Annotated in this window: 22 protein-coding genes and 1 pseudogene; 7 read left to right on the top strand and 16 right to left on the bottom strand. The window is 40.8% G+C overall.

Annotation, left to right across the window (positions count from 1 at the left end):
• Positions 1 to 70 precede the first annotated feature (70 nt).
• Entirely contained in the window at positions 71 to 517 is a 447-nt protein-coding gene (locus IT970_RS05090; RefSeq protein WP_036971655.1) for an Hsp20 family protein, read from the bottom strand.
• Between the two features lie 268 nt (positions 518 to 785).
• Here IT970_RS05090 and IT970_RS05085 point away from each other — a divergent pair, with 268 nt between their 5' ends.
• The 3 genes from IT970_RS05085 (at position 786) to IT970_RS05075 (ending at position 3,662) form a co-directional block, all read left to right on the top strand.
• Positions 786 to 1,304: a TlpA family protein disulfide reductase gene (locus IT970_RS05085; RefSeq protein ID WP_196857656.1), complete on the top strand. Its 519-nt coding sequence runs from the start codon at positions 786 to 788 to the stop codon at positions 1,302 to 1,304.
• A gap of 117 nt (positions 1,305 to 1,421) precedes the next feature.
• A complete protein-coding gene (locus tag IT970_RS05080; protein WP_036969909.1) occupies positions 1,422 to 1,685 on the top strand; it encodes a GrxA family glutaredoxin in 264 nt (87 codons plus the stop codon).
• A gap of 147 nt (positions 1,686 to 1,832) precedes the next feature.
• The gene (locus tag IT970_RS05075; RefSeq protein WP_036969910.1) at positions 1,833 to 3,662 is read left to right on the top strand and encodes a DEAD/DEAH box helicase; all 1,830 of its coding nucleotides are present in this window, start codon (positions 1,833 to 1,835) and stop codon (positions 3,660 to 3,662) included.
• 90 nt (positions 3,663 to 3,752) lie between these two features.
• Here the strand turns inward: IT970_RS05075 and IT970_RS05070 are convergent, their stop codons facing one another.
• From IT970_RS05070 to IT970_RS05035, 8 genes and pseudogenes are all read right to left on the bottom strand, one after another.
• Complete coding sequence (locus tag IT970_RS05070) at positions 3,753 to 5,144, bottom strand: hypothetical protein (protein ID WP_196857655.1); 1,392 nt, start codon at positions 5,142 to 5,144, stop codon at positions 3,753 to 3,755.
• 140 nt (positions 5,145 to 5,284) lie between these two features.
• Positions 5,285 to 6,841, bottom strand: coding sequence for an AbgT family transporter (locus IT970_RS05065; protein WP_065978787.1), 1,557 nt, complete (start codon positions 6,839 to 6,841; stop codon positions 5,285 to 5,287).
• A 148-nt stretch (positions 6,842 to 6,989) separates the two neighbouring features.
• On the bottom strand, positions 6,990 to 7,265 hold the full coding sequence (locus IT970_RS05060) for a YfcL family protein (RefSeq protein WP_036969913.1): 276 nt from the start codon (positions 7,263 to 7,265) through the stop codon (positions 6,990 to 6,992).
• A gap of 2 nt (positions 7,266 to 7,267) precedes the next feature.
• Positions 7,268 to 8,410 (bottom strand): ATP-NAD kinase family protein, encoded by a 1,143-nt coding sequence (locus tag IT970_RS05055; protein WP_182396205.1) that lies wholly within the window; start codon positions 8,408 to 8,410, stop codon positions 7,268 to 7,270.
• The gene (locus IT970_RS05050) at positions 8,400 to 8,954 is read right to left on the bottom strand and encodes an elongation factor P hydroxylase (RefSeq protein ID WP_036969921.1); all 555 of its coding nucleotides are present in this window, start codon (positions 8,952 to 8,954) and stop codon (positions 8,400 to 8,402) included. The genes IT970_RS05055 and IT970_RS05050 overlap by 11 nt, the downstream gene beginning before the upstream one ends.
• A 101-nt stretch (positions 8,955 to 9,055) precedes the next feature.
• Positions 9,056 to 10,645: pseudogene (locus IT970_RS05045) on the bottom strand (HD-GYP domain-containing protein); the annotation flags it as partial.
• Positions 10,646 to 11,618: 973 nt separating this feature from the next.
• A complete protein-coding gene (locus tag IT970_RS05040) occupies positions 11,619 to 12,779 on the bottom strand; it encodes a GGDEF domain-containing protein (RefSeq protein ID WP_074988645.1) in 1,161 nt (386 codons plus the stop codon).
• Between the two features lie 187 nt (positions 12,780 to 12,966).
• Positions 12,967 to 13,617, bottom strand: a complete 651-nt coding sequence (locus IT970_RS05035) for a glutathione S-transferase family protein (protein ID WP_075593887.1) — start codon at positions 13,615 to 13,617, stop codon at positions 12,967 to 12,969.
• A gap of 101 nt (positions 13,618 to 13,718) precedes the next feature.
• On the opposite strand from IT970_RS05035, the gene IT970_RS05030 reads away from it, so the two are divergent.
• Positions 13,719 to 14,561: a LysR family transcriptional regulator gene (locus tag IT970_RS05030; protein WP_036969929.1), complete on the top strand. Its 843-nt coding sequence runs from the start codon at positions 13,719 to 13,721 to the stop codon at positions 14,559 to 14,561.
• Here IT970_RS05030 and IT970_RS05025 read toward each other — a convergent pair.
• Positions 14,548 to 16,560 (bottom strand): winged helix-turn-helix domain-containing protein, encoded by a 2,013-nt coding sequence (locus IT970_RS05025; RefSeq protein ID WP_196857654.1) that lies wholly within the window; start codon positions 16,558 to 16,560, stop codon positions 14,548 to 14,550. The genes IT970_RS05030 and IT970_RS05025 overlap by 14 nt on opposite strands.
• A 129-nt stretch (positions 16,561 to 16,689) precedes the next feature.
• Here IT970_RS05025 and IT970_RS05020 point away from each other — a divergent pair, with 129 nt between their 5' ends.
• Entirely contained in the window at positions 16,690 to 18,696 is a 2,007-nt protein-coding gene (locus IT970_RS05020) for a fused MFS/spermidine synthase (RefSeq protein WP_196857653.1), read from the top strand.
• Positions 18,697 to 18,764: 68 nt separating this feature from the next.
• On the opposite strand, the gene aroC is transcribed toward IT970_RS05020, so the two are convergent.
• Both aroC and prmB read right to left on the bottom strand, forming a co-directional pair.
• On the bottom strand, positions 18,765 to 19,862 hold the full coding sequence (gene aroC, locus IT970_RS05015) for a chorismate synthase (RefSeq protein ID WP_036969935.1): 1,098 nt from the start codon (positions 19,860 to 19,862) through the stop codon (positions 18,765 to 18,767).
• A gap of 61 nt (positions 19,863 to 19,923) precedes the next feature.
• Positions 19,924 to 20,859 (bottom strand): 50S ribosomal protein L3 N(5)-glutamine methyltransferase, encoded by a 936-nt coding sequence (gene prmB / locus IT970_RS05010; RefSeq protein WP_065978781.1) that lies wholly within the window; start codon positions 20,857 to 20,859, stop codon positions 19,924 to 19,926.
• A 101-nt stretch (positions 20,860 to 20,960) separates the two neighbouring features.
• Between prmB and smrB the strand changes: the two genes are divergently transcribed.
• Positions 20,961 to 21,518: an endonuclease SmrB gene (gene smrB / locus IT970_RS05005; protein ID WP_036969939.1), complete on the top strand. Its 558-nt coding sequence runs from the start codon at positions 20,961 to 20,963 to the stop codon at positions 21,516 to 21,518.
• A gap of 22 nt (positions 21,519 to 21,540) precedes the next feature.
• Positions 21,541 to 22,461: an AEC family transporter gene (locus IT970_RS05000; RefSeq protein WP_065978780.1), complete on the top strand. Its 921-nt coding sequence runs from the start codon at positions 21,541 to 21,543 to the stop codon at positions 22,459 to 22,461.
• Positions 22,462 to 22,464: 3 nt separating this feature from the next.
• Here the strand turns inward: IT970_RS05000 and IT970_RS04995 are convergent, their stop codons facing one another.
• The 4 genes from IT970_RS04995 to sixA are packed head-to-tail and all read right to left on the bottom strand — an operon-like array spanning position 22,465 to position 24,531.
• Positions 22,465 to 23,199, bottom strand: a complete 735-nt coding sequence (locus tag IT970_RS04995; protein ID WP_074988650.1) for an SDR family oxidoreductase — start codon at positions 23,197 to 23,199, stop codon at positions 22,465 to 22,467.
• The gene (locus IT970_RS04990) at positions 23,196 to 23,636 is read right to left on the bottom strand and encodes an ASCH domain-containing protein (protein WP_075593883.1); all 441 of its coding nucleotides are present in this window, start codon (positions 23,634 to 23,636) and stop codon (positions 23,196 to 23,198) included. Before IT970_RS04990 ends, IT970_RS04995 begins: the two co-directional genes overlap by 4 nt.
• Before the next feature lie 19 nt (positions 23,637 to 23,655).
• The gene (locus IT970_RS04985; RefSeq protein ID WP_065978777.1) at positions 23,656 to 24,006 is read right to left on the bottom strand and encodes a RidA family protein; all 351 of its coding nucleotides are present in this window, start codon (positions 24,004 to 24,006) and stop codon (positions 23,656 to 23,658) included.
• Between the two features lie 48 nt (positions 24,007 to 24,054).
• Entirely contained in the window at positions 24,055 to 24,531 is a 477-nt protein-coding gene (sixA, locus tag IT970_RS04980) for a phosphohistidine phosphatase SixA (protein WP_036969950.1), read from the bottom strand.
• Positions 24,532 to 24,645: the final 114 nt, after the last annotated feature.

Genomic DNA, 24,645 nt, shown 5'->3' with positions numbered 1-24,645 from the left:
AAGGCCGCCTCAAATGAGGCGGCCTACTTCTAACAAATAACAAGGGGAAACAATGCTGATTACAGCTTAATTACTTATTCTCAAGCAATTTACCACTGCCAATTTCAATTTTACGTGGTTTGAGTGCTTCAGGAATTTCACGCTGTAAATCAATGCTTAAAAGTCCATTTTCAAGGTCTGCACCGAGTACTTTAACGTGGTCACCTAGTTGGAACTTACGTTCAAAGTTGCGCTCAGCAATTCCTTGATGGATAAACTTACGCTCTGCATTGTCTTCTTTGTCAGCTTTTGTGCCGCTGACTTTTAATGTATTGTTTTCTGACTCAATGGTCAGTTCACTTTCACTAAAACCGGCAACGGCCATAGTGATACGGTATTTGTCTTTATCTAATGCTTCGATGTTGTATGGAGGAAAACTTGGCTGCTTGTCTGTGCGTGCTGCCGCATCCATTAATGATGCTAAATGATCGAAGCCAATGAATGAACGATAAAGTGGTGATAAGTCTACTGTACGCATAATAATATCCTCATATTTAAGCGATATTTTGTTAGTACTCTTCTTTTGAACAAGTGCTAACAAAGTTAAATTAATTATATAAATTTTAATTACTTTGGTTTGTTTGGGACCCATCAGGCGTCCTCACTAAACGATTTATGGGCAAGCAAAATCTTTTCAAGATTTTTTACAAAAAAAATTGCAATTTTTTTCTCTTTTTGAAATTTATTGAGGCTTATTCTGGTCTGAATAAGTTGATTTTAAAGGGCTAAGCACGTACAAAATAAAAATGAAAAAAATACCCTCAGTTTTAAAAAAAATAGTCGCTTTGACTAAAAACTTGCTGTTGATGGCTATCATCTTGTATGCCGTTACGCTATTTCAGCAACGAAATTTATTACCAACAGACCACACTCCCGCCCCCTATTTCAATTTAGCGACACTCGACAATCCACAGCAACGCGTCACCATTGCCGATTTAAAAGGCACAAACACAGTGCTGTATTTTTTTGCCCCTTGGTGCAGTATTTGTCGCTACAGTATGCCTAATCTCGAAAAAGCCTATCAACAAGGCGAACTGAACGCAGTTGCCATTGCCCTTGATTATGAAAATATTGACGAGATAACGCAGTTTACAGATTCACTAGACTTAACGATGCCCGTTTTATTAGGGACGCGGTATACAGGACAAGATTACAAAGTCAGTGCCTACCCAACGTATTATGTTATTAATGAGCAACTCGCGATTACAGCTCATTCTATGGGGTATTCCACAGAACTTGGGCTGCGCATACGAGCACGTAATTGACTTAAGAGGCACTCAGAGAAAAAACAGAATAGAGTAATCGATTTTATGCACTGTTTTTATGAATCTAATTCGTTAATATGATAACCAGACCAACACACTTACATCGAGGAGAGCGATATGTTGACTGTAATTTTTGGCCGTGAGGGCTGTCCATACTGTGTACGCGCAAAAGACGTAGCAGAAAAACTAGCGAACGAGCGTGAGGATTTTAAATTTCGCTATATCGATATCATTAAAGAAGGTATCAGCAAAGCAGATTTAGAAAAGTCTGCTGGCAAACCTTGCCCAACCGTTCCACAAATTTTTATTGACCAAACTCACATTGGTGGCTTCACAGAATTCGAAGCATACGCTAAAGAAAATTTAGGGTTATATCAATAAATTGTAAACATGGTTGATTTTGGTAAATTACAGCTGATTAAATTATGACCAACATCAACCACATACAAATTAGTTGTAATTTATACAAGCAATTGCATTGTATTTCCTATACAATGCGCGCCTCTTTAAATTCGTTGAGGCGTATTAATGTCAGAACCAGTCACGTTTGAATCTTTAAATCTTTCTCCTGCAATTTTAAAAGCAGTTGAAGAGCTAGGTTACAAGACTCCATCTGAAATCCAAGCTCAATGTATACCGTTATTGCTAGAAAGAAAGGACGTACTGGGACTAGCGCAAACGGGTACAGGTAAAACAGCAGCATTTGCACTGCCATTACTAAATAATATTGACCCGTCTGTGAAACAGCCACAGATCCTTGTTCTAACGCCTACGCGTGAACTTGCGATCCAAGTAGCTGAGGCATTCGAACAATATGCTAAGCATACTCGTGGTGTAGAAGTTTTAGCCCTTTATGGTGGCCAAAGCTACAGCATCCAATTAAGTGCACTTCGTCGTGGCGCGCAAATCATTGTTGCAACGCCAGGCCGCTTAATCGACCACATTAACCGTGGCACAATCAAATTCGAGAGCTTACAAGCCCTTGTTCTTGATGAAGCGGACGAAATGTTACGCATGGGTTTCATTGATGATGTAGAAAGCATCATGGAAAAAACACCGCGTGAAAAGCAAACATGTCTTTTCTCTGCAACCATGCCTAAGCAAATCCAAAATATCAGCAGCAAATACATGAACGAGCCTGAGCAAGTTCATATTTCAGCGCGTAACTCAACAGTATCGACTGTTGAACAAGTATTTTGGAATGCACACGTACACAAAAACAAAGCGATCGTGCGCTTCTTAGAAGCTGAAGAATACGATGGTGCGATTGTTTTCGTACGTACACGTAATGACACAGTACAATTAGCTGAATTACTTGAGCGCGAAGGTTTCTCTGCCGCACCACTTAATGGTGACATGAACCAACAAGCACGTGAACGCACTGTAGAGCGTTTGAAAAGTGGTTTACTTGATATCGTAATTGCAACCGACGTTGCAGCACGTGGTCTAGATGTTGACCGTTTAAGCTTGGTAATTAACTACGATATTCCACAAGACTCTGAAGCCTACGTTCACCGTATTGGCCGTACAGGTCGTGCGGGTCGTTCAGGTAAAGCGATTCTTTTCGTAAAACACAACGAGCGTTATTTACTTAAAAATATCATTCGTCATACGAAGTCTGAAATTGCACAAGTAGATTTACCAACAGCGAAAGTTGTTGAAGAAAAACGCATCAAAGCATTGCAAGACAAGTTGACTATTGCACTTGAAAATAAAGACATCACGTTCTTTAACCAAGTAGCGGCCAACATGGCTGAAAAGCTTGAACTAAGCTTCGAAGACTTAGCAGGTGCCTTACTGTGTTTAGCGCAGCAACAATCACCAATCAAGGTTGAAGAAGTTAAAGTTCAACCGCGTGGCGAACGTACAGAACGCGGTGGTGATCGCCGTCGTAACGAACGTGCTGACCGTGGTGATCGCCCTGCTCGCGAACGTAAACCGCGTGAGCCGCGTGAACGTAACAGCCGCAGCATGGGCCCTATGGATACATACCGTATCGAAGTAGGTCGTGAGCACGGTGTACAAGTTAAAAATATCGTTGGTGCGATTGCTAACGAAGCAGATATCTCAAGCAAGTTTATTGGTGACATTCGTCTGCACGACAGTCACAGTACGGTACAATTACCGCAAAACATGCCTAAAGATGTGCTTGATCACTTCCAAAAAGTGTTTATTTGTAAACGCCCAATGGGAATGACACTCACCAAAGCTGAAGCCGCTTCTGAGCGCCCAGAGCGCAGCGAACGCCCAGCAGGTGAGCGCAGTGATAAAAAGCGTAGCTTCAAAGACAAAGACCGTGGTGAAAAACGTAGCGGCCCTCGTAAAGAGCGTCGTCCAGTAAGCTTCACAGCAAACTAAGCGTTTAAAGCTAACGACTAAAAAACCTTGTCATGAGAGTGACAAGGTTTTTTTGTGTCTTTTTATAAGCCTTGAAATTGTGGTTAAGCCTTAGGCAGCACCTTGATCCTTCTCATTAACTTCCATTTGAATAACATTCTGTGAATCTTGACCCAAATTGATTTCTTTCGTCCCTAAATCTTTTTCCATATGTTGTCTCAACATCGCTAGCTTCAGCTTTGTTCTAAGTTTAACTATTTCTTCTCTTTCTAAGGAAATATCAGCTGTAGCACTTTCTATCACCTCTCTAGAAACTATCGATAACCTTAAAAAACTTAGGCGTTGATCATGCAACTCTATAATTTGGTTTATACACCTTCTCATCCCTTCTGCGATAAAAGCAACAATGCCTAAAACAGCAAACATAAATGGGATACGACTTAAAAATACATCCCAAACACTTTCTATCTTACCTTGATCAAAAAAAGTTATTAAATCACCAGCTTTTTCAAACAAAGAAATTGTAATAAAAAATAAAACACCTAAAAAAAGTATGCTAATAGCACCATAGAATAATTGTTGTTTTCGGGTCTCGCCTGTGAAGGATTTGAAGTCCTCGCTAAAAATATCTACATCATCTTGTAATGTTTTAAGTTTGTTTGTTTGGTCTCTAACGTCTTTTTTTAATATCTCTAAATTTTCACTATATACTTTATTTGATTGTTCTAAACTACCATTCTTATCTCTAGTTAATTTCAAAGTTGCTGTTGTTTCCGCAAGCAGATCTTTCTTTTCTGTAAGCTCTACGTTAACTGACTTAAGTTTCTCATTAACGTCACTCAATAAATTATCTTTTTCATCAATTTCAACTTTTAAAGAACTTAAATGCTCTTGATGATCAGTTTCGAGTTCATCTAAGCTATTTTTAAATTTCGATAAATCATGAAATTCATCTTTTAGGTTACTTAAAAGCTCATAAGACTCCTCTTGGATTAGGTAAAGCTTATCGATTTGCTTATATATTGAATTGTGAGAGCTTTTAGATGTAGTAGACTCATTAAATACAAATCCTTGTAAACACTTTATATTTACTTCTCCATCTAGTGTAGATATCGAAAATTCAGAAATTGGGGCTAAGATACTAAAAACTAATTTATATAACCCTGATTTTTTATCCTTCTCAAAATTATCAGAAATTTGATTTATTTTATGACCTGAGGTGTTTGTATAAGTTAACTTTATATCTTTTTCTAAATTCAAAGTTAGTTCAATTTTAGAAACAACTAATGGCTTTGATAATTTTAAATTTATAGGTTTAGTTCTCAGTAAATATGAAGGTCCTTCTAACACATCAAAAGAGCCTGTTGAAGAAATTATGTCTGTAATTTTGCTTGTTGATTCTATTTCAGACTTCTTTAAACCAGTAGTTATTTTCAACAATTCACTTGCTTGATCAATTGTATTTTCTAAACTCTCGATTTTAGCTTCTAGCTCTTCCAACATAATCCTTCCTACTTTTTGTAAATATTTACTAAATTCTGATTGTATAATTAATTAATCACTCAACCCCATATGATTAAACCATAGATTCCTAATAACCTATAAAAAAGCCTCAGCATGGCTGAGGCTTTATTACTTAATCGTTATGATCCCGCTGGGTACACGTAGCTTGACTGTAGGCCGAGTGGGATGCCTAAGCCCCAATATGCTAGTAAGAAGATACTCCAGCCGATTAGGAACGCGATAGAGTACGGCAGCATCATGGCAATTAAGGTGCCGATACCTGTGCCTTTAACATACTTCTGGCAGTACACGACAACCAATGGGAAGTAAGGCATTAACGGGGTGATAATGTTTGAGCTTGAATCACCCACACGGTACGCTGCTTGGGTTAAGTCTGGCGATATGCCTAATTGCATTAACATAGGCACAAAAATAGGCCCAAGTAATGCCCATTTTGCCGAGCTTGAACCCACAAACAAGTTTACGAATGCAGTTAAGAAAATAATACCAATCACGGTTACAGAACTGGGTAATTGCATGGCTTTTAACAGCTGTGCACCTTCAATTGCCAGTAATGCCCCAAGGTTTGATTTACTAAATGCCGCGATAAATAACGCACAGAAAAACGCCATAACAATATAATACGCCATGCCGCCCATTGCTTTACTCATGGCATCAATCATGTCTTTTGAGCTTTTGAACGTGCCAACCACAAAGCCATAAACTGCACCAGGTATCCAAAACAGTAGGAAAATTAGTGGCACGATAGACTGCATCAAAGGTGAACGGAAGTTAGTCAGCGAGCCATCGGGGCTTCGCATAGCTGAGTCTGCTGGAGCTGATACAAACCAAAGTAAAGCAAGGCCTGCTACCATCACTGTGCTTGCAATATAAAACGCACGCTTTTCATCGCTACGCGCTTCATCAAAAGCGGGTAAGTCTTCGGTGTCACCATCAAGTGGGGTATTTTGTAAGCGTGGTTCAATAATTTTATCGGTAATGTACCAGCCTAATAAAATAATGAATAAGCTTGAAGCTGAGGTGAAAAACCAGTTATTTAACGGGTTAATCGCCATATCAGGATTAATAATTTGTGCTGCACTTTGGGTAAAGCTTTGCAGTAATGGATCGATACCTGATGGAATGAAATTGGCACTAAAGCCCCCACTCACGCCCGCAAAAGCCGCAGCAATACCCGCAAGAGGATGACGACCCATCGCATAAAAAATAACCCCCGCAAGCGGGATAACTAACACGTAGCCAGCATCAGTTGCGGTGTGGCTAACAATCGCCACTAAAATAATAGACGGGGTCAATAGCTGCTTAGGAGTGACTTTTAGCATTAGCTTTAAGCCCGTATTGATAAAGCCTGAATGCTCAGCAACCCCAACACCTAACATTGCAACAAGCACAACACCTAAAGGAGCAAAGCCTGTAAAGGTTTTTACCATCGACGATAAAAAGGTGGCTAAGGAATCACCCGCCAACAAATTATGGACAACAATGGCCTCGCCTGTTCGTGGGTCTATGGCGTCAAATGTCATGCCCGAAAAAAGCCACGACAGCAGCCAAATAAGTAACATGGCCACTAAAAAGATAATGGCCGGATCAGGAAGCTTATTGCCTACCCTTTCAATCGTATTTAAAAAACGTGCGATTGCTCCGCTTGGTGCCTGCACATCATTGTTATTATTCATTTTCGAATTCCCTAGAAAAATTTCTTGCTTACCTTATCGCATCCGCGTTAAGAGGTAAATTTTAAGTTAACTAAGCTATCTGATTTGGGTACTTCAACTATATAAAAAAAGCGGCCAAAGCCGCTTATTTAAATAACATCAACACCGATTAGGCTAATGCTTTTACTTCATCCCATAAACGAACCACTAATGCTTTATCATCTTCGTTAAGCTCACCATTACGGTATGCTTTAACCAGGCTCGACTCGACTTGGTTATTAAGCTCGTCGGTTGATAAGTTTAATTCTTCAACTTGCGCATACCCTACCGCCAAATCAAAATGGCCTCGTAAATAGCCACCAGCAAATAACTCATCATCGGTTGCTTTATCAACTAAATCATCAAAATATTGCTGCGCTGCATCAATATAATTTACTAAACTCATGGTTATCTCTCCTCTGGGTGCAGCCCATCTTGATGACCTACTGCATACATTATATGGTCATTAAAACCTGTGGTTACTCGAATATAACCACTTAATTCATCGTCTAACTCACTGTCGCCAGTATCGGCAATCAATGGACGGCCATTCAAGGCCTGTAATTTTGTTTTGGTTGCGACCACAATAATATTATCGCGGCCGATAGCACGAATAAGTGCTGGACTGAGCTGTTGATTTCCACGACCAAAAATATGGCCCTGACCACCGATCAGGGTGATCACTAATTTAGTCGGTTTACCGTGTGTTAGCTCCAGTAATTGCTGTGCAGTTAAATCCTGAGCAATCAGCGCTTGGTCTGCCACTAAATCAACACCGAGTAAGGTATTCTCTAGGCCCATTTCTTCCATAATGGCAGCAACTGTTGAGCCACTGCCCATGACGTATAAAGTCTCTTCATCCATGTCAGACACCACATAAGCTGCAATATCAGCAAGCACTAACTCGTCGGTTTCTTTACCACCATTTTTAACCGCTTGCACGTAACGTACTTCGCTCGGCACTTGCATTTCACCATACCGTTTTGCTTTTACTGTGCCTTCGCGAAATGCGGCTTCGTCGATATCCATCACGTCTGCATCGCCTAAGCTCACCAACTCACCTTTTACAAGCATTTCAACCACTCGGCCCGCAGCTTTTGGGGTAATAGCATACACACCTGAATGAATTTTACAGCCTGCGGGAATGCCCAACACGGGTGTAGTGTCGCCAACAGCATGACAAATATTTCGGGCTGTTCCGTCACCGCCTGCAAATAAAATAAGGTCTACGCCTTGTTCTACGAGACGCTTTGCAGCTTGCTCGGTGTCATCCGGCGTCGTAACGTCGCCACTGTGATAAATAACCTGGGTATTAAAGCCTAATTGGGTGGCTGTTCGCTCCCCCATTTCACCATTAACGGTGTATATAATGAGCGAGTCTTGATACGCAAGTAATGCTTCAAGTGCTGCACGGGTGCGTAAATTTGCTTTGGGTTCTGCGCCGAGTGCCATGGCTTTCGCTGCTGTATCTGCACCATCACTGCCTTTAAGAGCTACACTGCCACCAAGCCCTGCAACAGGGTTTACAATTAAACCTAACTTAAACTGCATCAGATAACTCTCCTGGATGTTGCCATACAAATTGTGCACTTGTCAGTGGCCACGGGGTCTTATAAAAATCACTGAGTGCTTTTAGTAGTGCGTAAGTTCGTTGATTAAAACCAGACGCTAGTAAACTTAATAGGTGCTGGTGAACACGCTGCTGAAAAGCAAAACGACACGTTTGTTCGCCATTTAAATTATCGACCGAAACATTAAAGTCAAACCCTGCCGCAGCGCTAAGCGCCCATTCTATTGCTTGGGGTTTAACTTCTACCGCTTCAAACTCAGCTTGCTGATGTTTATCACGACCATCTGGACAATACCAATAGCCATAATCTTCAAGTAAGCGGCGTTTTTCACCTGCCACCAGCCAATGGGCAATTTCGTGGAGTGCACTGGCGTAAAAACCATGCGCAAAGACAATTTGATGATAAGTCGTTTGCTCATCTGCAGGCAGGTAAATAGGCTCGTCAGCACCTTTAATTAAGCGCGTGTTATGGCTTTGATAAAAAGTGCTGTCAAAAATAGCGATTAAATCGGCAATCTGATGCATACTGGCTTACATTCATCTCGTTAAAAGCGTTACAACAACGCACCAAAAACGAGGCGAATTGTACGGACTTTTCAGCCTAAAGTAAAAACAACCCCTCTCGGTTAGAGGTATTTTGCGATATCGACGTTATCTATTTGTTCAGGGCTCAAATAGCGTTTTGCGTATTCAAGGTAAATACCTGAACTTAAAAACAGTTTAAATACGTCACGATCAATATGATCGTCATCGACCATTTTAGCTAAAATATCAATAGCAACACTCAATGGTTTGGCCTTTTTATATGGCCTATCTGCTGCAGTGAGTGCTTCAAAAATATCAGCAAGTACTAACACTCGTTCAGGTATCGATAAGTCATCCGCTGATAATTTACGCGGATACCCCGTGCCTTTTAAGGTTTCGTGGTGGGTCGATGCATAGCGCGGCACACGGGCTAGCTCTTCGGGGAATGGCACATTATTAAGCATACGAATCGTGCTGATAACGTGTTCATTAATTTTAAATCGGTCCTCTGCGGTAAGTGTTCCACTTCTAATTTGTAAGTTATATAACTCACCTAAATTATACTTGTATTCAGGAACCGACATTTTTATACCTAAATTAGCATCGTATTCCACAGCCTTGTGGTGCGTAATTAGGTCACTGGGTTTATCACTTAACAGCGTTTCTTCAACAGGTAAAGATTGCCCCTTTAAATCTGCAAAGCGCATTTCTTCTAGAGGCGATAAACCAAGCGTTGCATCGAAATGCCGATGCCACTTAATACACGCAACGTCTTTTAAGCGTGCAAGTTGCTCATCATCCATAAACTCACTTCCCACATTGCAAGTAGCAATGAAAGCAAAGTCAGCATGTAATTTGTCTGTTTCAGCGTCTAACTGCTGTTGCAGTGTCTCCCTGTGTGTTGGGTTTTCAAGCAGCTTTTCGTAGTAGTTTATTTTAGCGTCGCGCAGCAACACTTCAAAACGTGTACGGATTTCATGAATACGATTATAAATGGTTTCTAGTTTGGTGCCTTTGTCTACAATGTGTTCTGGCGTGGTAATTTTACCACAGTCATGTAACCACGCTGCCAGTCTAAACTCACGTTTTTCATCTTCGTTTTTAAATGCAAACTCTGCAAAGGCGGGATCTGTTGAATCAGATGCAGCATTTGCAAGCCAAATGCCAAGCTCAGGAACACGCTCACAATGCCCTGCTGTATAAGGTGATTTATCATCAATCGCTTGGGCTATAAGTTCAACAAACGATTCCATAAGTGCTTTTTGTGAGTTTTCGTGTTTCTCTATAGAACGGCTCATATCAACCATTGAATTGGCTAAATAATGAATTTCGAGAATGCTACTTGACAGAGTAGACACATTTTTATACTCGCGCTGCTGAATTTTTTTGTTCTCACCAACAAGCTTTAAAATTGGATTCACAATTGATGATGCAAAAAACCACGATACTGGCAGTAGCAGTAATAAACATAAACTCGTTATTAAAATAGAAATCCGAATTTTTTCACGAATGACCGCAAGTACATCTTCTTTTGCTACCAATACAGTGAAGAAATCGTCATTGTCAGCTTGCATGTCACCGCTTAATGGTAAGGGCACGACAAACATGTATTTTTCTATCCCATTTTCATGTACATCCAGCATTTTGCCAAACTGATGACGCTTATTTGCAAGGCCTGTTCTTTGGTCATCAAGCTTAATAAGCGCTGATAAATCGTCAAAGGTATGCTGATGGCTTTGCGTTCTACTGCTGGCAATAATGTCACCACTACCCTGATAGACATACATTTCGGCGGAAACCAAAAACTGCATTTTAGTCTGTTGCTCAGTTAAATACGCACTTAAACTCGAACTTGCTATATCCACCGCAAGCACATCGCCGGTATCATCTGACTTAATCGAATAGGTATAACCCGGTACGTGGTAAACATTAAACATGTACGGTTCAGATTTGGTAACAACCCCACTTTCTGCGTCTTGAAACCATATTCGCGTTCGTGGATCAAAATCGGTTTGTTGTTCTTCTGCTTTACGGACTGTCAGTTGTGAGTCTAAAAATAACATCGACTTACGACGCTCTTCACCTTCCCCCGATACTTTAATGACCAGCCATTTATACTCATCTTTTATATTCAAGCTGGCGGGTAAATTTGCATACCCTTTTAGATTAATAACTTGGAGAAAATCACCATTCGCACGCCCTAAAATAAGTGAATAAAAATCTGTGTGGCGACTAAGCACCTCTATGAGTACATTTCGAAAAATCTCATAGTTACCTTGGCTTTGTGAAAATAGGCGTGTGTCATGAACCATCACGCTGAGGGTGTTATCTGCACGCTGATTTATACGTGTGATATGATCAGCAATCTGCTGGCTTGTTTGCTTAAATTGCTGAGCTTTGGTGTGCAATACTAACTTTTCACTGAAGTAATAATGCAAGCTAATCGCCACAATTCCCGTTAAAAGACTGGCAAGCGCAAAGACTAAGAGAACACTCGCTCTAATTGATATTTTATAGCCTTTTTTATGGCGTGATAGCATTCTGCATCTCCTTGCATGCTCTCTTTATTGAATGAATATAAGAAAAAAGAAGTACAGATAATATATACAAGTATCTTTGGATAATTACAATTTATTGACTAAATTAAACGCACCTTGGTATCGATTAAATTTTAATAACCAATTGATTTCTTCCGCCTTCCTTAGCTTGATACAAAGCCAAATCAGCTCGTGATATCACTGATTTTTGCTGCTCCTCACGCATGATGGTCAGACCAAAACTTGCTTGTATCGATAAAGAGCAACTACCTAATTTAAACTCCTCGGCATTTAACCTTGCTATCATGCCGTTTATAAGCGCAGTGGCATCTTTTAATGAACAAAGCGGCAGTACAATGACAAACTCTTCACCACCAAATCGATAGACATCATCAGCACTGCGCAGAGAGTTCGTTAAAAAAGTCGAAAAGTGTTTAAGCACGGTATCCCCCATTTCATGTCCATGGGTATCGTTTACGCGTTTAAAGTAATCAATATCAGCTAAAACGACACACACATGTTTCGTTTTATTTTGCTGCTTAATTAATTTTTGATATCCCTCATAATTGTTATCAAACGCACGCCGGTTAGGCAGCTGTGTGAGTGCATCTTTAAATGCCTGTCTTTTCATTTCATCTGCAAGTTGACTTAGCTGAGTGTTACGAACAAAAAGCTGCCGACGGATTAAATGCTCATGAGCCGACATAACGACCCCTGCAAAATTAGCGGATACATGTGCCAACCCAACCATATAAAAAGTATGGCTACTTACATCTTTATTAAAATAAATAACGGTAATTGCAAATGCACTGTAAGACACACCGATTAAGGTGGCATTCTTTAATGACAATAAAGTAGAGAAATACATAGTGATCAAAATAATCACATCAAAAAACATATGCAGGACATAATGGCGCTCAAAGGTGAACACCATAAATTGCATACTAAAAAATAAGAATGTCATAAACGCAGCCACCGCCTGCGATAATTGCTGTGGTGTCCGGATATAGCACACCCCAAGAGCAGTGATCACACAAACTGCAACAGAAATAGTCCGGCTAAATAATGCAATACCGGGCCAAAAGTTGGGTTGAATTATCATTTTATCGGAATAGGTCACCAGCATAATCATAATGGCGGTGATACAGGCAAGAAACTGTGCAGTTTTTTTATCTTGCTCAAGCTTACTTTGAGTAAATGCTTGCTCAACTTGCATAGAGTTGAACCGACAAAAGTAGCGTGCAATTGACATATCTTGATTTAATAACTTTGCACCGAATGTGCTCATAATTATATACCTACGCAGGAACGGAAAAAGGCGAGTAATGAGGTGTTTAAATAAAGAGCAACCGTTCCATTATAGAGTGAAGAGCTTACAATTAAACTCGTTCTTTTGTATATAAATTACACACATGCACCAACACAAAGTTGCGAAAATGGCACAAAGCATAAAATTATCGCTTTGTGCGCGGTGATTAAATAATATCCTCTCCTGCCTCATCACTTGTAACAATATCTGTTTCTTGCAGTGCATGTGCAATCCAATTATTCAAAACAGGACACGATAGTACCTGGTCACAATAAGCTTGTGCAGGGCTTGATAATGTTACTTGGTAAGTTTTAAAGCGCAGTACCACGGGCGCAAACATCGCATCAACAATTGAAAACTCACCATACAGCCATGTATTGGACGACGATTGTGGTCGCATCGAAAATATCTCATCAATGCGCGCAATGTCTTTCTTTGCGTGTTCTGACAGCTCAACATGTCTTTTAGCTCGAATATTCATGGGCATTTCATTTCTGAGTGCGAGAAAGCCACTATGCATTTCTGCAGCCACACTTCTTGCGTGAGCTCTTTTATTTAAGTTTTCAGGCCATGCTCTGCCATTTAGATAAGCATCGTTGATGTATTCACAAATCGCGAGTGAATCCCACACTGCTAAATCACCGTCGATTAATGCAGGGACTTTTTGTACAGGAAATTTCGTTTTTAATCTGTCATAAAAGTCTGGGGTATCTAAAACAAGTTGCTGCTCGGTAAATGATATATTGAATTTACTTAATAAATACCACGTTCTTAATGACCAACTCGAATAATTTTTATTACCAATAAATAATTGCATTTTTCATCCCTTAACGATTAGATTAATACCACTATAGAGCAGCAAAAGGCGAATTACTCGCCAATTGTTTTTATACAACCCATAAGAGAAACTGATACATCATGGATATTGATGCCTTACGAACTTTTTGTGCTTTTGTAGACACGGGCAGTTTTACCCGCGCAGCCGCACAGATTTGTCGAACCCAATCTGCGGTAAGTATGCAGATGAAAAAACTAGAACAAGACACAGGGAGTTCTTTATTTGAGAAGCAAGGACGACAGTTAGTGCTTACCCAACAAGGTCATCAATTAGCAAGTTATGCAAAGCAGTTAATCAATCTTCACGATGAGGCCTTTAAGCAACTTCAAGCAGGCACTGGAAACCGTCGAATTCGTATTGGCTGCCCTGATGATTACGCCCATTCAATTTTACCGCGACTCGTGAATTCACTGCGCATGTTAAATACTGCGCTGGATATACAAATTAGCTGCGCACCTAGCAGTGAATTAAGGGCTAAGCTTGACCAAGGTCAACTTGATTTAGTGATTGCGACCCGTTCACCAAACTCAGAGGAAGGTTACCTAATACAATCAAGCCAAGGAGTGTGGGTGAAAAGTCCGTCTTTTAAATTAAACCCTGCAACCCCCTTGCCACTGGCCTTATTTCAACGCGACTGTAAATTTCACCAAGCCAGCATCGAAGGTCTACTGAAAGCAGAGCGACACTTTAATATTATCGCCTGCTGCGGCTCTGTGGGGGCTTTACATGGTTTAATTGAGCAAAATCTCGCAATAGGGAGCATGGCACGCATTAGTATGCAAAAGAGCGTAGAAGAAATTACCGATGAAACACTCCCCCTCTTACCAGTGATTGATATAGTGCTTTTGCATGGTAATCATGCTCATAACCCCGTCAGCCTTGAGCAACTTAAGTCTCTGATAGAACATATTAAAGTAGTTTGACTAATTTGCGCGTACGTTTAGGGTCGGTTAAGTATAAAAACTCATTCAAATCGTGTGACGCATTAATCAGCATATGCTGTTTTGGGGCTGTTAATTGCCAACTTTCGCTATCAGATGAAACTAAATCAATCGTTTGATATTTGATACTATGCGGCTGTTCTAAGGTGATAGCTAATTGCTGCTTTTCAACTGCAATTCCAATAATTTCATCTTGTTGAGACTGCCATATTAACTCAATATCACCGTCAGAATTTACGCGAAAAACTTCATTACTATTTGAAAAATAAATCTGGTCTTTATCATCTAAGTCCATACCGTAGCAACTCAAGCGTTTACCAGAACCAGAAAATGGCGTCAGCGATAGATCATTTAAATCAAATTTAGCTGGGTGAAATGTAACCCCATCTTTTGCGCGGTAAGAGACTAAAATGGATTCTTCATTATGATACATTTCGCGTAAATAAAATGAGTGATGAGGATGTGGAATAGCTTCATAGGTCCCACTGACAATATCAATTTTATATAAGGTATCTTTGCTTGCAGTGAATACTTGCTGACCATTTTTATGCCATACAGTACCAAACAGCTCTTCGTTATCTGGATTTGCGAAGACTAATTTCTGTTTTTCATTTTCATACAAAAATAATTGTTTTAGTCCAAAGCGATGTGACTCAAATACAAATTTTGTTGAATCCGGTGAAAACACTGGCAGAAAGTCAACCGAGGAAGTATCCACCCGCTTTGTAAGTGTATTTGGATCTGTTCGTGTTTGACTGACAATATCAACATCCACATTCACTAATTCCATTAAAATTGACTCAGCAGATGAAGTGTACTGGGCATCGCGAATTATTTGATAATTATTAAACGGAATAAGCTGCAGCTCACCTTCAAGATCTAAACTTATAAGTTGGTTACGTTGGCTTATTAATAACGCTTGATTGTTTGGATGCCAACTCAAACCTTGAATACCGTTTTCTATTACTGCAATGGTTTTCACTGTATTACTAGCAAGCTCAAGCACATCGATACGGTATTTATTTTGTCCTGCTTCAAAACCTAACGCGACTTTACTACCATCATTTGATAACGCATGAACAAGTAACCAATCTTGCTCAGAAGCCGCTAGTAATCGCTTTTTTTGTTTACTGTTTATATCCAGTGAAACCAGTTGGGTGTCATTACTTTGTTTATTTTTCTCGATAAAATAGAGTACTTCTCCAGCTCCCCAATAAATATGATGGCTCGTCAGTGTCGTCTCGGTAAAGCGATTGACAGTCATTTTCTCACGTGCCACAAATGACGATAAATCAAGCGATAAAGTTTGGAGTGACTGATTATGCTCACTCGCTTCGACAAACGCCAACGCATTGTCTTGTGAAGACCACCCTAAGGCAAAATAACTTGCAGCAAACTTCGTGAGCCTAGCTTCTCGACCTGTGGCTAATTCCTTTAACCAGATATGTTGGTTGCCTTTATCACCTCGAACAAAGGCTAAGTGGTTACCATTATGCGATAAAGATAAATTAGATTCATTCAGTTCGCTTGACGTCAGTGGCATTAATTGACTAAAACTTGGATGCGCTTGCTTATCAGCAATCATTTGCCAAACTACAACGCCTGTAAAAACGAGTACCACGAGTAGCAACGGCAACCATTGCGTTTTTGCTTTAGTTGCTTTAGTTGATTGGCTCAATTCAACCTGCTCCAAGCTATAACCCCGTTTTGGATGAGTAATTATAAATTGAGGGTTCTTGGCATCTTCTTTTAAGGCTTTTCTTAATAACGCAATACAACGCTGTACTGAGCTTGGATTAAATATTGAATTAGGCCAAACCGCAGCGAAGATCATTTCTTGGCTTACGACCTTCCCCTGATGAATATAAAGGGTATGTAATACATCCATGACTTTGGGCTCGACAACTTGCTCATATTCTTGCGATGAAATTAAACATCTGCTTTCATCAATCGCAAATTTACCGATTCGATAACTCGCCACTTACTGCTCCAATAAATATTGACGAATCAAAGGTTAAGGTTTTCTTAAGAGAAACTCAAGCATTACTCCATTGTGGCTTTACTCAAACTCATAGATTGTTTTTTCATCTTTCAATAGGTAACAAAAACAATGTATAAACTTTTATCAATCACCACTATTTTCATCAGTGCTTTTTTACTTTTTCAAATTCAGCCTCTGCTCTCAAAGCAACTTTTACCTCACTTTGGTGGAGGTGCCTCTGTCTGGTCAGCCAGCTTAGTGTTTTATCAAACAATGCTATTGCTTGGTTATTTTTATGCACACTATATCAGTCGGTACACGATTACATTACAAGTAGTTACTCACCTGTTCTTGGTTATCATTGCAACACTGGTTATTTACTTACAAAACGAAATTTTTCACTTCACTGATTGGCCTCCAACTCTCGCTGTATTTGTGCATTTATTGCGAGAAATAGGCCCCATTTTTATGCTACTTAGCGCAACCAGTGTGCTTTTACAGCGTTGGTATATCCAAGCCTTTGCAAGACATGTTCCGTACCATTGGTATTCTATTTCAAACCTAGGCTCTTTAATGGCGTTAATGAGTTACCCATTTATATTTGAATTACTGTTTTCGCTAGAGCAGCAAAAGTCATATTGGCTTTTTGGGCTACTCTGCTACTGTGCCTTATTACTATTAATAATGGCGTTTTTGCTAAAAAAAGACCTTAAAGTAGCCCGAAAACCTCAGTTAGCGAATAGTGCAAAGCTATCACAAGGAAAATCAATCTGGATTATTTTGAGTGCCTTAAGTACCGCGATGTTAGTGTCAACAACACATATGATCAGTACTAATATTCCACCAATGCCATTACTTTGGTCCTTGCCACTGGTGATTTACTTACTCACTTTTAGTTATACGTTTGCCAATAAAGTAAATTATCAGCGTTATGTGTGGGCGTATACGTTTGTATTTGCAGTGTTTGCTGGACTGTTAATGTTTTATTTTGGCAGCCAATTTAGCGCACTAGCTCAACTCATTATGTATTGCGCTATCTTATTAACCGCCTGCATGGTGTGTCATGGTGAACTAAGAAGTACAGCCCCTGATAACGCTCAATTAACCACTTTTTACTTTTATATTGCCCTAGGAGGTGTGCTAGGTTCACTTAGCAGTACCATGATTGCTCCTTTACTTTTCGTGCAACTTGATGAGTATCTACTGGGGTTAGCTGTTATTTTTAGCTTTATTTGCTATTGCCAATTTAAAACCCAAACAGGTAATAAACACATTAAGTACACCCTCGTTGCAACCGCTGTTGTATGGCTCTCATGCTATTGTTTCTTAGCCGTAAACTTTAATCAGTATAATGTTGCTACGAGCCGCAATTTTTACGGTTACCTCACAGTAAAAGATATTCATACCAATACAATAAAAGAAAGGCGCTTAATAGATGGCACAACCATCCATGGCGCAGAGCCACTTGATAATAATCAATTCCTTGGTCAAAGTTATTATCATCAACATACGGGTGTTGCTAAATCTCTCACGATTTTAAAACAACAGGGCGCATTAAACATAGGTGTCATTGGTTTAGGAGCTGGTGTACTCGCAAAGTTTGTGGGTCAAGGTGACCGCCTCCATTTTTTTGAACTCAATCCTGCAGTGCATGACATGGCAAAGAATTATTTTTCTTATTTAAATAGCAGTAAAGCCAATGTGAGAGTAACCATAGGTGATGGTCGAATTGCGCTTCAAAAAAATCATCAAGAAACATTTGATGTGTTAATCATTGATGCTTTTTCAAGTGATGTTATTCCCGCGCACTTACTCACTCGAGAAGCTATGTCGCTCTATTGGCAAAGACTCAATGAAAATGGCGTGCTGATCGTGCATATTTCCAATAACCACATCGATTTATTGCCCGTATTACAAGCACACAGCCAGCATTTTGATAAAACGTTAATAAAGTACAGTTATCAAGGGCGTGGCTTAAAATCTCTGGGCTCTGACTGGGTGGTATTAACCAGTAATCACACTTTTTTAAATGATGTTTCTATTAGTGACTTATCGCCTATAAAGCACTACGGGAATTATCAACTTGCAGAATGGACTGATCAAAAAAACAGCTTGTTGCCTCTGTTAAAATTTTAAATTAAAACACAAAAAAGCGCGATGGCTTGAAAGCTATCGCGCTCATTACTTTTTCTAAATAGATACTTTTAGATTGAGCCTTTGATTGGCCCATGCTCGTGGCTAACATGGGGGTTTTGGCCACGCTGGCGTAATAAATGGTCCATTAAGGTAATCGCCATCATCGCCTCGGCGATGGGGATTGCACGAATACCCACACACGGGTCGTGACGACCTTTGGTGATCATTTCAACGGCTTCGTTGCTGGTATTTATACTGTTACCCGGAATCGTAATGCTTGACGTTGGTTTTAGCGCGATAGACGCAATAATATCTTGTCCTGTCGAGATACCCGCAAGCACTCCCCCCGCGTGATTTGATGTAAAACCATCTGGGGTCAGCTCATCACGGTGCTCTGAGCCTTTTTGCTCAACGACATCAAAGCCATCACCAATCTCAACACCTTTTACCGCGTTGATGCTCATAAGTGAGTGCGCAAGCTCAGCATCAAGACGATCAAATACTGGCTCACCTAAGCCAACAGGCACATTCTTAGCGACTACTTTCACTTTAGCGCCTACCGAATCACCCTGCTTTTTAAGCTCACGCATGTACTCATCAAGCGCGTCTAATTTACTGGTATCGGGGAAGAAAAACGCATTGTTTTCTACTTCATCCCAGTTATAGTTTTCGGCTTTAATAGGCCCAAGCTGACTTAAACATGCACGTACTTCAATACCATGAAATTGCTTTAAATATTTTTTAGCAATCGCTCCTGCCGCCACACGAATCGCGGTTTCTCGAGCTGATGAGCGACCACCGCCACGATAATCGCGGATACCGTATTTATGCCAGTAGGTGTAATCACCATGACCTGGGCGAAATACGTCAGCGATTTTACCGTAGTCTTTTGAACGTTGATCGGTGTTTTCAATCAGTAAACCAATACTTGTGCCTGTGGTTTTACCTTCAAATACACCTGAAAGAATTTTGACTTCGTCACTTTCACGGCGCTGTGTTGTATAACGACTTTGCCCTGGTTTACGACGATCTAAGTCAATTTGTAAATCGGCCTCACTAATTTCAAGGCCTGCTGGTGTGCCATCAACAACGCCGCCTAATGCAACGCCGTGGCTCTCACCAAAGGTGGACACCTTAAATAACTGCCCTATGCTATTACCTGCCATTAACTTTCCTCATTCCTGGCTACTGAGACCGAGCCCTAAGGCTCGGCTTTTAAATTCGCTATTAATCGGCGAAATAATTAACAAGCTGTTGTTTGCTTATCACAAATACGCCTAAGCCACCTTGTTCGAATTCAATCCATTCAAACGGCGCGCCTGGGTACAGTGCATCCATATGTACCATAGAGTTACCAACTTCGACAAATAACAAACCGTTATCAGTTAGATGCTCTGCTGCTTCAGCTAAAATGGTACGAGTGACGTCAAGTCCATCATGGCCCGATGCTAAACCAAGCTCTGGCTCATGGTGGAATTCGCGCGGTAAGTCGGCCATGTCTTCAGCATCAACATAAGGCGGGTTAGCAACGATCAGGTCATATTTTTGTCCTGGCACACCGCTAAATACGTCTGACTGAATAGGTAATACACGCTCATTAAGCATGTAATCACTAATATTAATATCAGCAACTTCTAAGGCTTCATACGAAATATCGACTGCATCAACTTGCGCGTCTTCAAAAGCTTGTGCAAGCGCAATGGCGATACATGCAGAGCCTGTGCATAAATCAAGAATGCGGGTTACCGACTCAGGCTCTTCAAGCCAAGGAGCAAACCGGTTGTTAATTAGCTCAGCAAAAGGTGAACGCGGAATCAATACACGCTCATCAACATAAAATGGCATGCCGGCAAACCAGGCAATATTTGTTAAATAAGGCACTGGCGTGCAATCGTTAATACGTTCAGCGATTAATGCTGCTAAACGATTTTTTTCAGTGCTCGTTAAACGCGCATGCATTAGCTCTTTAGGTGCATCAACAGGTAAACTTAGTGCTGGTAGCAATAAGCTGACCGCTTCATCCCATGCGTTATCTGTGCCGTGGCCAAAGAAAATACCACTGCTCGCGAATTGACTGGTTGTCCAACGTAACCAATCGTGCAACGTTGAAAGTTCAGCAATTGCCTCGTCTAAAATTGCGTCTTCTATTTGGAAATGGTTCATGTATGTTCCTTAACTTTCAAAGTCTGTTCTGACGCGTATTGTACCGTCTTTTCAATTGCTTTTTACTCGATTTTTAGCGTTTTTTTGTTTAGACTGCCGCCATGAAAAAAGATCCCCACGACAACAATCACATCAGCACTGACGATATAGACTTATTTCGTCAGAGTATCAGTGGTGCCAAAGCATTTAAACAAGACACTATCCGATTTACTAACAAGCCTAAAGTGTCACAAGCGAAGCAATTTTCCCAGCAAAAAAAGCAACATCAGTCAGAATTTTTCTTTTCAGACGAATATGTGCCAGATATTGATACGCACGGCACTGTAAGCTATGTCAAACCAGGGCATGATTCCTACTTGGCAAAACAACTGCGTCGTGGTGACTACGTACCTGAGCTAACCCTTGATTTACATGGGTTAAATAAAGAACTTGCCAAAGATGAGCTTGCAGGACTGATTCACGAATGTAAAAAACAACATTACTACTGCGCGTGTATCGTGCATGGGATTGGTGAGCGTATTTTAAAACACAAAGTACCGCAGTATTTAGTGCAACATCCCGATGTTATTGCTATGCACCAAGCCCCGCTTGAATTTGGCGGTAAAGGCGCAGTACTTATTTTAATTAACCTTCCGCAAAGTGACGAATTCCGACGTTAACGTCACTTTAATAAGGCCACAAGTGCATATTTTTTCGATCATCTTTCCACTGATTTTTATCGTGCTAAGTGGCTACATTAGTAGTCGTAGCCGATTTTTATCGAAAGAACACATCGCAGGCCTCAGTAAATTTACTTTTTATATTAGCGTTCCGGCATTTTTATTTGTCAATATGGCGCAAGCAGATTTACATAGTAGCGTTAGTATTGCTGGATTTTTAAGCTTTTATATTCCGGTATTAGCAATCTACGCACTCGGGTATTTACTTGATCGCTATGTAATTTATAAGCAATCAGCCGCATCTCGCCATGCCGTGTTTGCGCTGGGTAGTAGCTACTCTAATACCGTACTAGTCGGGCTACCAATTATTATCGCCGCACTTGGGCAGCAAATGGTTGGGATTGTGTTTATGATCATTACCTTTCACAGCGCTTTACTGTTTACACTGACTTTTCTATTGAGTGCAAAATCGCAGCAAACCTTTTCATGGCGAGCCTTCGCGAAAAATATGTTACTGAATCCTGTGGTTCTAAGTATAAGCAGCGGCCTTGCGATTAACTTATTGGGTGTAACGCTTTATCACGATTTGGTGAATGGTTTGAGCTTACTTGCCAAGCCAGCTATTGCCTGCGCACTGTTTGTGTTAGGCGCAAATTTAGCGTTTTATAAGGTGGCAGATAACTGGCAAGCATCCCTTATCGCAACCATCATTAAGCTCGTAGTCTTACCATGTAGTGTGTACTTTTTTGCAACTCAGGTTTTCAACCTTGAACACTCTTTGATGACTGTACTGGTATTGCTCAGTGCGTCGCCATTAGGAGTGAATGCGTATTTAATAGCTAACCAAATAAAACAACATCAAGCAACGCTCGCAAGTGCTGTCGTCATATCAACCACACTGAGCGTTATAAGTTTTACTGTTTGGTTAAGCATTTTACTTTAAGTCTTACAGCCCACCAGATACATCCACAAAACTGCCTGTGGTAAACGATGCATGCTCTGAGGCCAAAAAATAAATGGCTTTGGCGACCTCATCAGCCTCACCGCCTCGCCCGAGTGGTAATTTACTTTTTAAGCGGTCTACGCGATTAGCTTCACCACCATCACGGTGCATGTCGGTATAAATTAAGCCGGGCCTTACAGCATTAACACGAATTCCCATACTGGCGATTTCTTTTGCAAGGCCTATGGTAAAGGTATCAAGTGCGCCTTTTGAGGCAGCATAATCTAAATACTCATTCGCTGAACCTGTCCGTGAAGCCCCCGATGACACATTAACAATACTGCCTTTGTGCATTCGCTTTATAGCTTCTCGCGCACATAAAAATGCCCCTGTCACATTACAGCTCAAAATAGCATTAATACGCGCCGCGTCCATTTCTAAAAGTGACATTTGTGGCTTCATCATCGCAGCATTGTTAACCAGTATATCTAAGCGTGACACCGTGCTATCAAGTGCAGCAAACATAGCCATTACTTGTTGCTCATCAGCCACATCTGCCTGAAAGGTGTGCGCTTTAACCCCTTGCTTTTCGATTTCTTTGGCAACTTGTTCGGCGCTTTGTTGGTCTGATTTATAGTTAATGCACACATCATAGCCATGCTTGGCAAATAGTTTAGCTGTTGCTGCGCCAATACCACGCCCACCACCAGTAATAAGCACAACGGGATTTGAACTCATGATGACTCCTTAAAAACTAACTGAAATTGCTCGCACACTAAGGGCATCTCAGGATGACGTGAATAAGCTGTGCCGTGTAATTCTCGCTGGTAGTATGGCCAATGCACTTGTTGCCAATAACGAAGACTTTTATCGCCCTCGCCTTCTAACGCGGCATACGCTTCGGTAATTTGATTATAAGGGGTGATAACAACAGAGGTGGTTTCAATAATGCCAAGCGGCCGCCCTTGCCAGTTCGTAAAAATAGCCAAGTCACCAACCCGAGGGAGCGCCTCGTTATTAGCTTCAAACCAATACAGTGATGAGGTGGTCGCTCGCTTGACTCCTTGCAGAACAAGGTCAGCGCATTCATTGGCATCCACCTCATTATCGCAAAAATGCCAAGCAGGCAAAGTACTAATTTGACGAGATGACTGCTGGTTAAAATCAGCAATCATCTTGTTAATTCGTTGCTCGTTACTTAACGGCTGCAACAACTGAAATCTCAACAAGTAGCGCGTCACGCGCCATTTTAGCTTCAACACAGGCACGCGCGGGGGCATGGCCTTCAGGTACCCATGCATCCCACACTGCATTCATATCGGCAAAGTATTCCATGCTTTTAAGATAGAGGGTGGCGCTTAACATATGCTCTTTGCTGCTACCGGCTTCAATTAGCAGAGTTTCAACTTTATCGAGCATAGTTTGCGTTTGTTCAGCAATGCCTTTTTCTGCATCAGCGCACACCTGCCCACATAAGTACACCGTGCCGTTATGCTTAACGATGCGGCTCATTCGCGCACCTGTTTGTAATCGTTCAATTGTCATAGTATGTATTAAATAGTTAACAGTGACAGTAATTTAACAGACATACTGCTATATTTCGACGTTATTTGGCGAGTGAATACTTAAGTAGTGGCTTCGCTGTTTCGTTTCATCATATTCAATGACTGCTACAGCACCCGTATTAAAAATAGGCATATTACCAGGGCTCAATTGATCAACTAAATAACTCACGATCGGCATATGAGCGACGACTAGCCAAGTATTACACTGTGGATGCATCGCGATTAACGTTTCTAAATAATCAGTAGCCACTTGTGGTACACCGTCGGGAGTAATGTCGCGACACGTTTCTTTGTAGAGTAACGGAATATTGTGTGTTGCATTCTCAGCCGTTTGCTGGGCACGTAAGTACGGACTTACCAACAAAGCGTCTGGTTTATAATGACATGCTAACCACTTCCCCATCCTACTGGCTTCTTGTTGACCCGTTGGCGTCAATTGTCTTGCTGCATCATCTGCTTGCATAGGCGTTGCTTCGCCATGGCGCATGATTAAGATTGTTTTCATAAAAAATCAACCAATTAAAGAATATAAAACAGTAGCCAGTTTGCTTGATTGTTAGCTATATTAGAATATCATCACAAGATAGATTAAACATCCGCTTATGATATTCAGGTAGAT

Source organism: Pseudoalteromonas sp. A41-2 (assembly GCF_015767615.1).
GTDB lineage: Bacteria > Pseudomonadota > Gammaproteobacteria > Enterobacterales > Alteromonadaceae > Pseudoalteromonas > Pseudoalteromonas lipolytica.
Note: the sequence above shows the minus strand (reverse complement) of the source record. Positions and strands in the feature narration are given on the sequence as shown.

Excerpts from the sequence above, each read along its gene's own strand:
- IT970_RS05090 (WP_036971655.1), bottom strand. The coding sequence starts at position 517 with ATGCGTACAGTAGACTTATCACCACTTTATCGTTCATTCATTGGCTTC.
- IT970_RS05085 (WP_196857656.1), top strand. The coding sequence starts at position 786 with ATGAAAAAAATACCCTCAGTTTTAAAAAAAATAGTCGCTTTGACTAAA.
- IT970_RS05080 (WP_036969909.1), top strand. The coding sequence starts at position 1,422 with ATGTTGACTGTAATTTTTGGCCGTGAGGGCTGTCCATACTGTGTACGC.
- IT970_RS05075 (WP_036969910.1), top strand. The coding sequence starts at position 1,833 with ATGTCAGAACCAGTCACGTTTGAATCTTTAAATCTTTCTCCTGCAATT.
- IT970_RS05070 (WP_196857655.1), bottom strand. The coding sequence starts at position 5,144 with ATGTTGGAAGAGCTAGAAGCTAAAATCGAGAGTTTAGAAAATACAATT.
- IT970_RS05065 (WP_065978787.1), bottom strand. The coding sequence starts at position 6,841 with ATGAATAATAACAATGATGTGCAGGCACCAAGCGGAGCAATCGCACGT.
- IT970_RS05060 (WP_036969913.1), bottom strand. The coding sequence starts at position 7,265 with ATGAGTTTAGTAAATTATATTGATGCAGCGCAGCAATATTTTGATGAT.
- IT970_RS05055 (WP_182396205.1), bottom strand. The coding sequence starts at position 8,410 with ATGCAGTTTAAGTTAGGTTTAATTGTAAACCCTGTTGCAGGGCTTGGT.
- IT970_RS05050 (WP_036969921.1), bottom strand. The coding sequence starts at position 8,954 with ATGCATCAGATTGCCGATTTAATCGCTATTTTTGACAGCACTTTTTAT.
- IT970_RS05040 (WP_074988645.1), bottom strand. The coding sequence starts at position 12,779 with ATGAGCACATTCGGTGCAAAGTTATTAAATCAAGATATGTCAATTGCA.
- IT970_RS05035 (WP_075593887.1), bottom strand. The coding sequence starts at position 13,617 with ATGCAATTATTTATTGGTAATAAAAATTATTCGAGTTGGTCATTAAGA.
- IT970_RS05030 (WP_036969929.1), top strand. The coding sequence starts at position 13,719 with ATGGATATTGATGCCTTACGAACTTTTTGTGCTTTTGTAGACACGGGC.
- IT970_RS05020 (WP_196857653.1), top strand. The coding sequence starts at position 16,690 with ATGTATAAACTTTTATCAATCACCACTATTTTCATCAGTGCTTTTTTA.
- aroC (WP_036969935.1), bottom strand. The coding sequence starts at position 19,862 with ATGGCAGGTAATAGCATAGGGCAGTTATTTAAGGTGTCCACCTTTGGT.
- prmB (WP_065978781.1), bottom strand. The coding sequence starts at position 20,859 with ATGAACCATTTCCAAATAGAAGACGCAATTTTAGACGAGGCAATTGCT.
- smrB (WP_036969939.1), top strand. The coding sequence starts at position 20,961 with ATGAAAAAAGATCCCCACGACAACAATCACATCAGCACTGACGATATA.
- IT970_RS04995 (WP_074988650.1), bottom strand. The coding sequence starts at position 23,199 with ATGAGTTCAAATCCCGTTGTGCTTATTACTGGTGGTGGGCGTGGTATT.
- IT970_RS04990 (WP_075593883.1), bottom strand. The coding sequence starts at position 23,636 with ATGATTGCTGATTTTAACCAGCAGTCATCTCGTCAAATTAGTACTTTG.
- IT970_RS04985 (WP_065978777.1), bottom strand. The coding sequence starts at position 24,006 with ATGACAATTGAACGATTACAAACAGGTGCGCGAATGAGCCGCATCGTT.
- sixA (WP_036969950.1), bottom strand. The coding sequence starts at position 24,531 with ATGAAAACAATCTTAATCATGCGCCATGGCGAAGCAACGCCTATGCAA.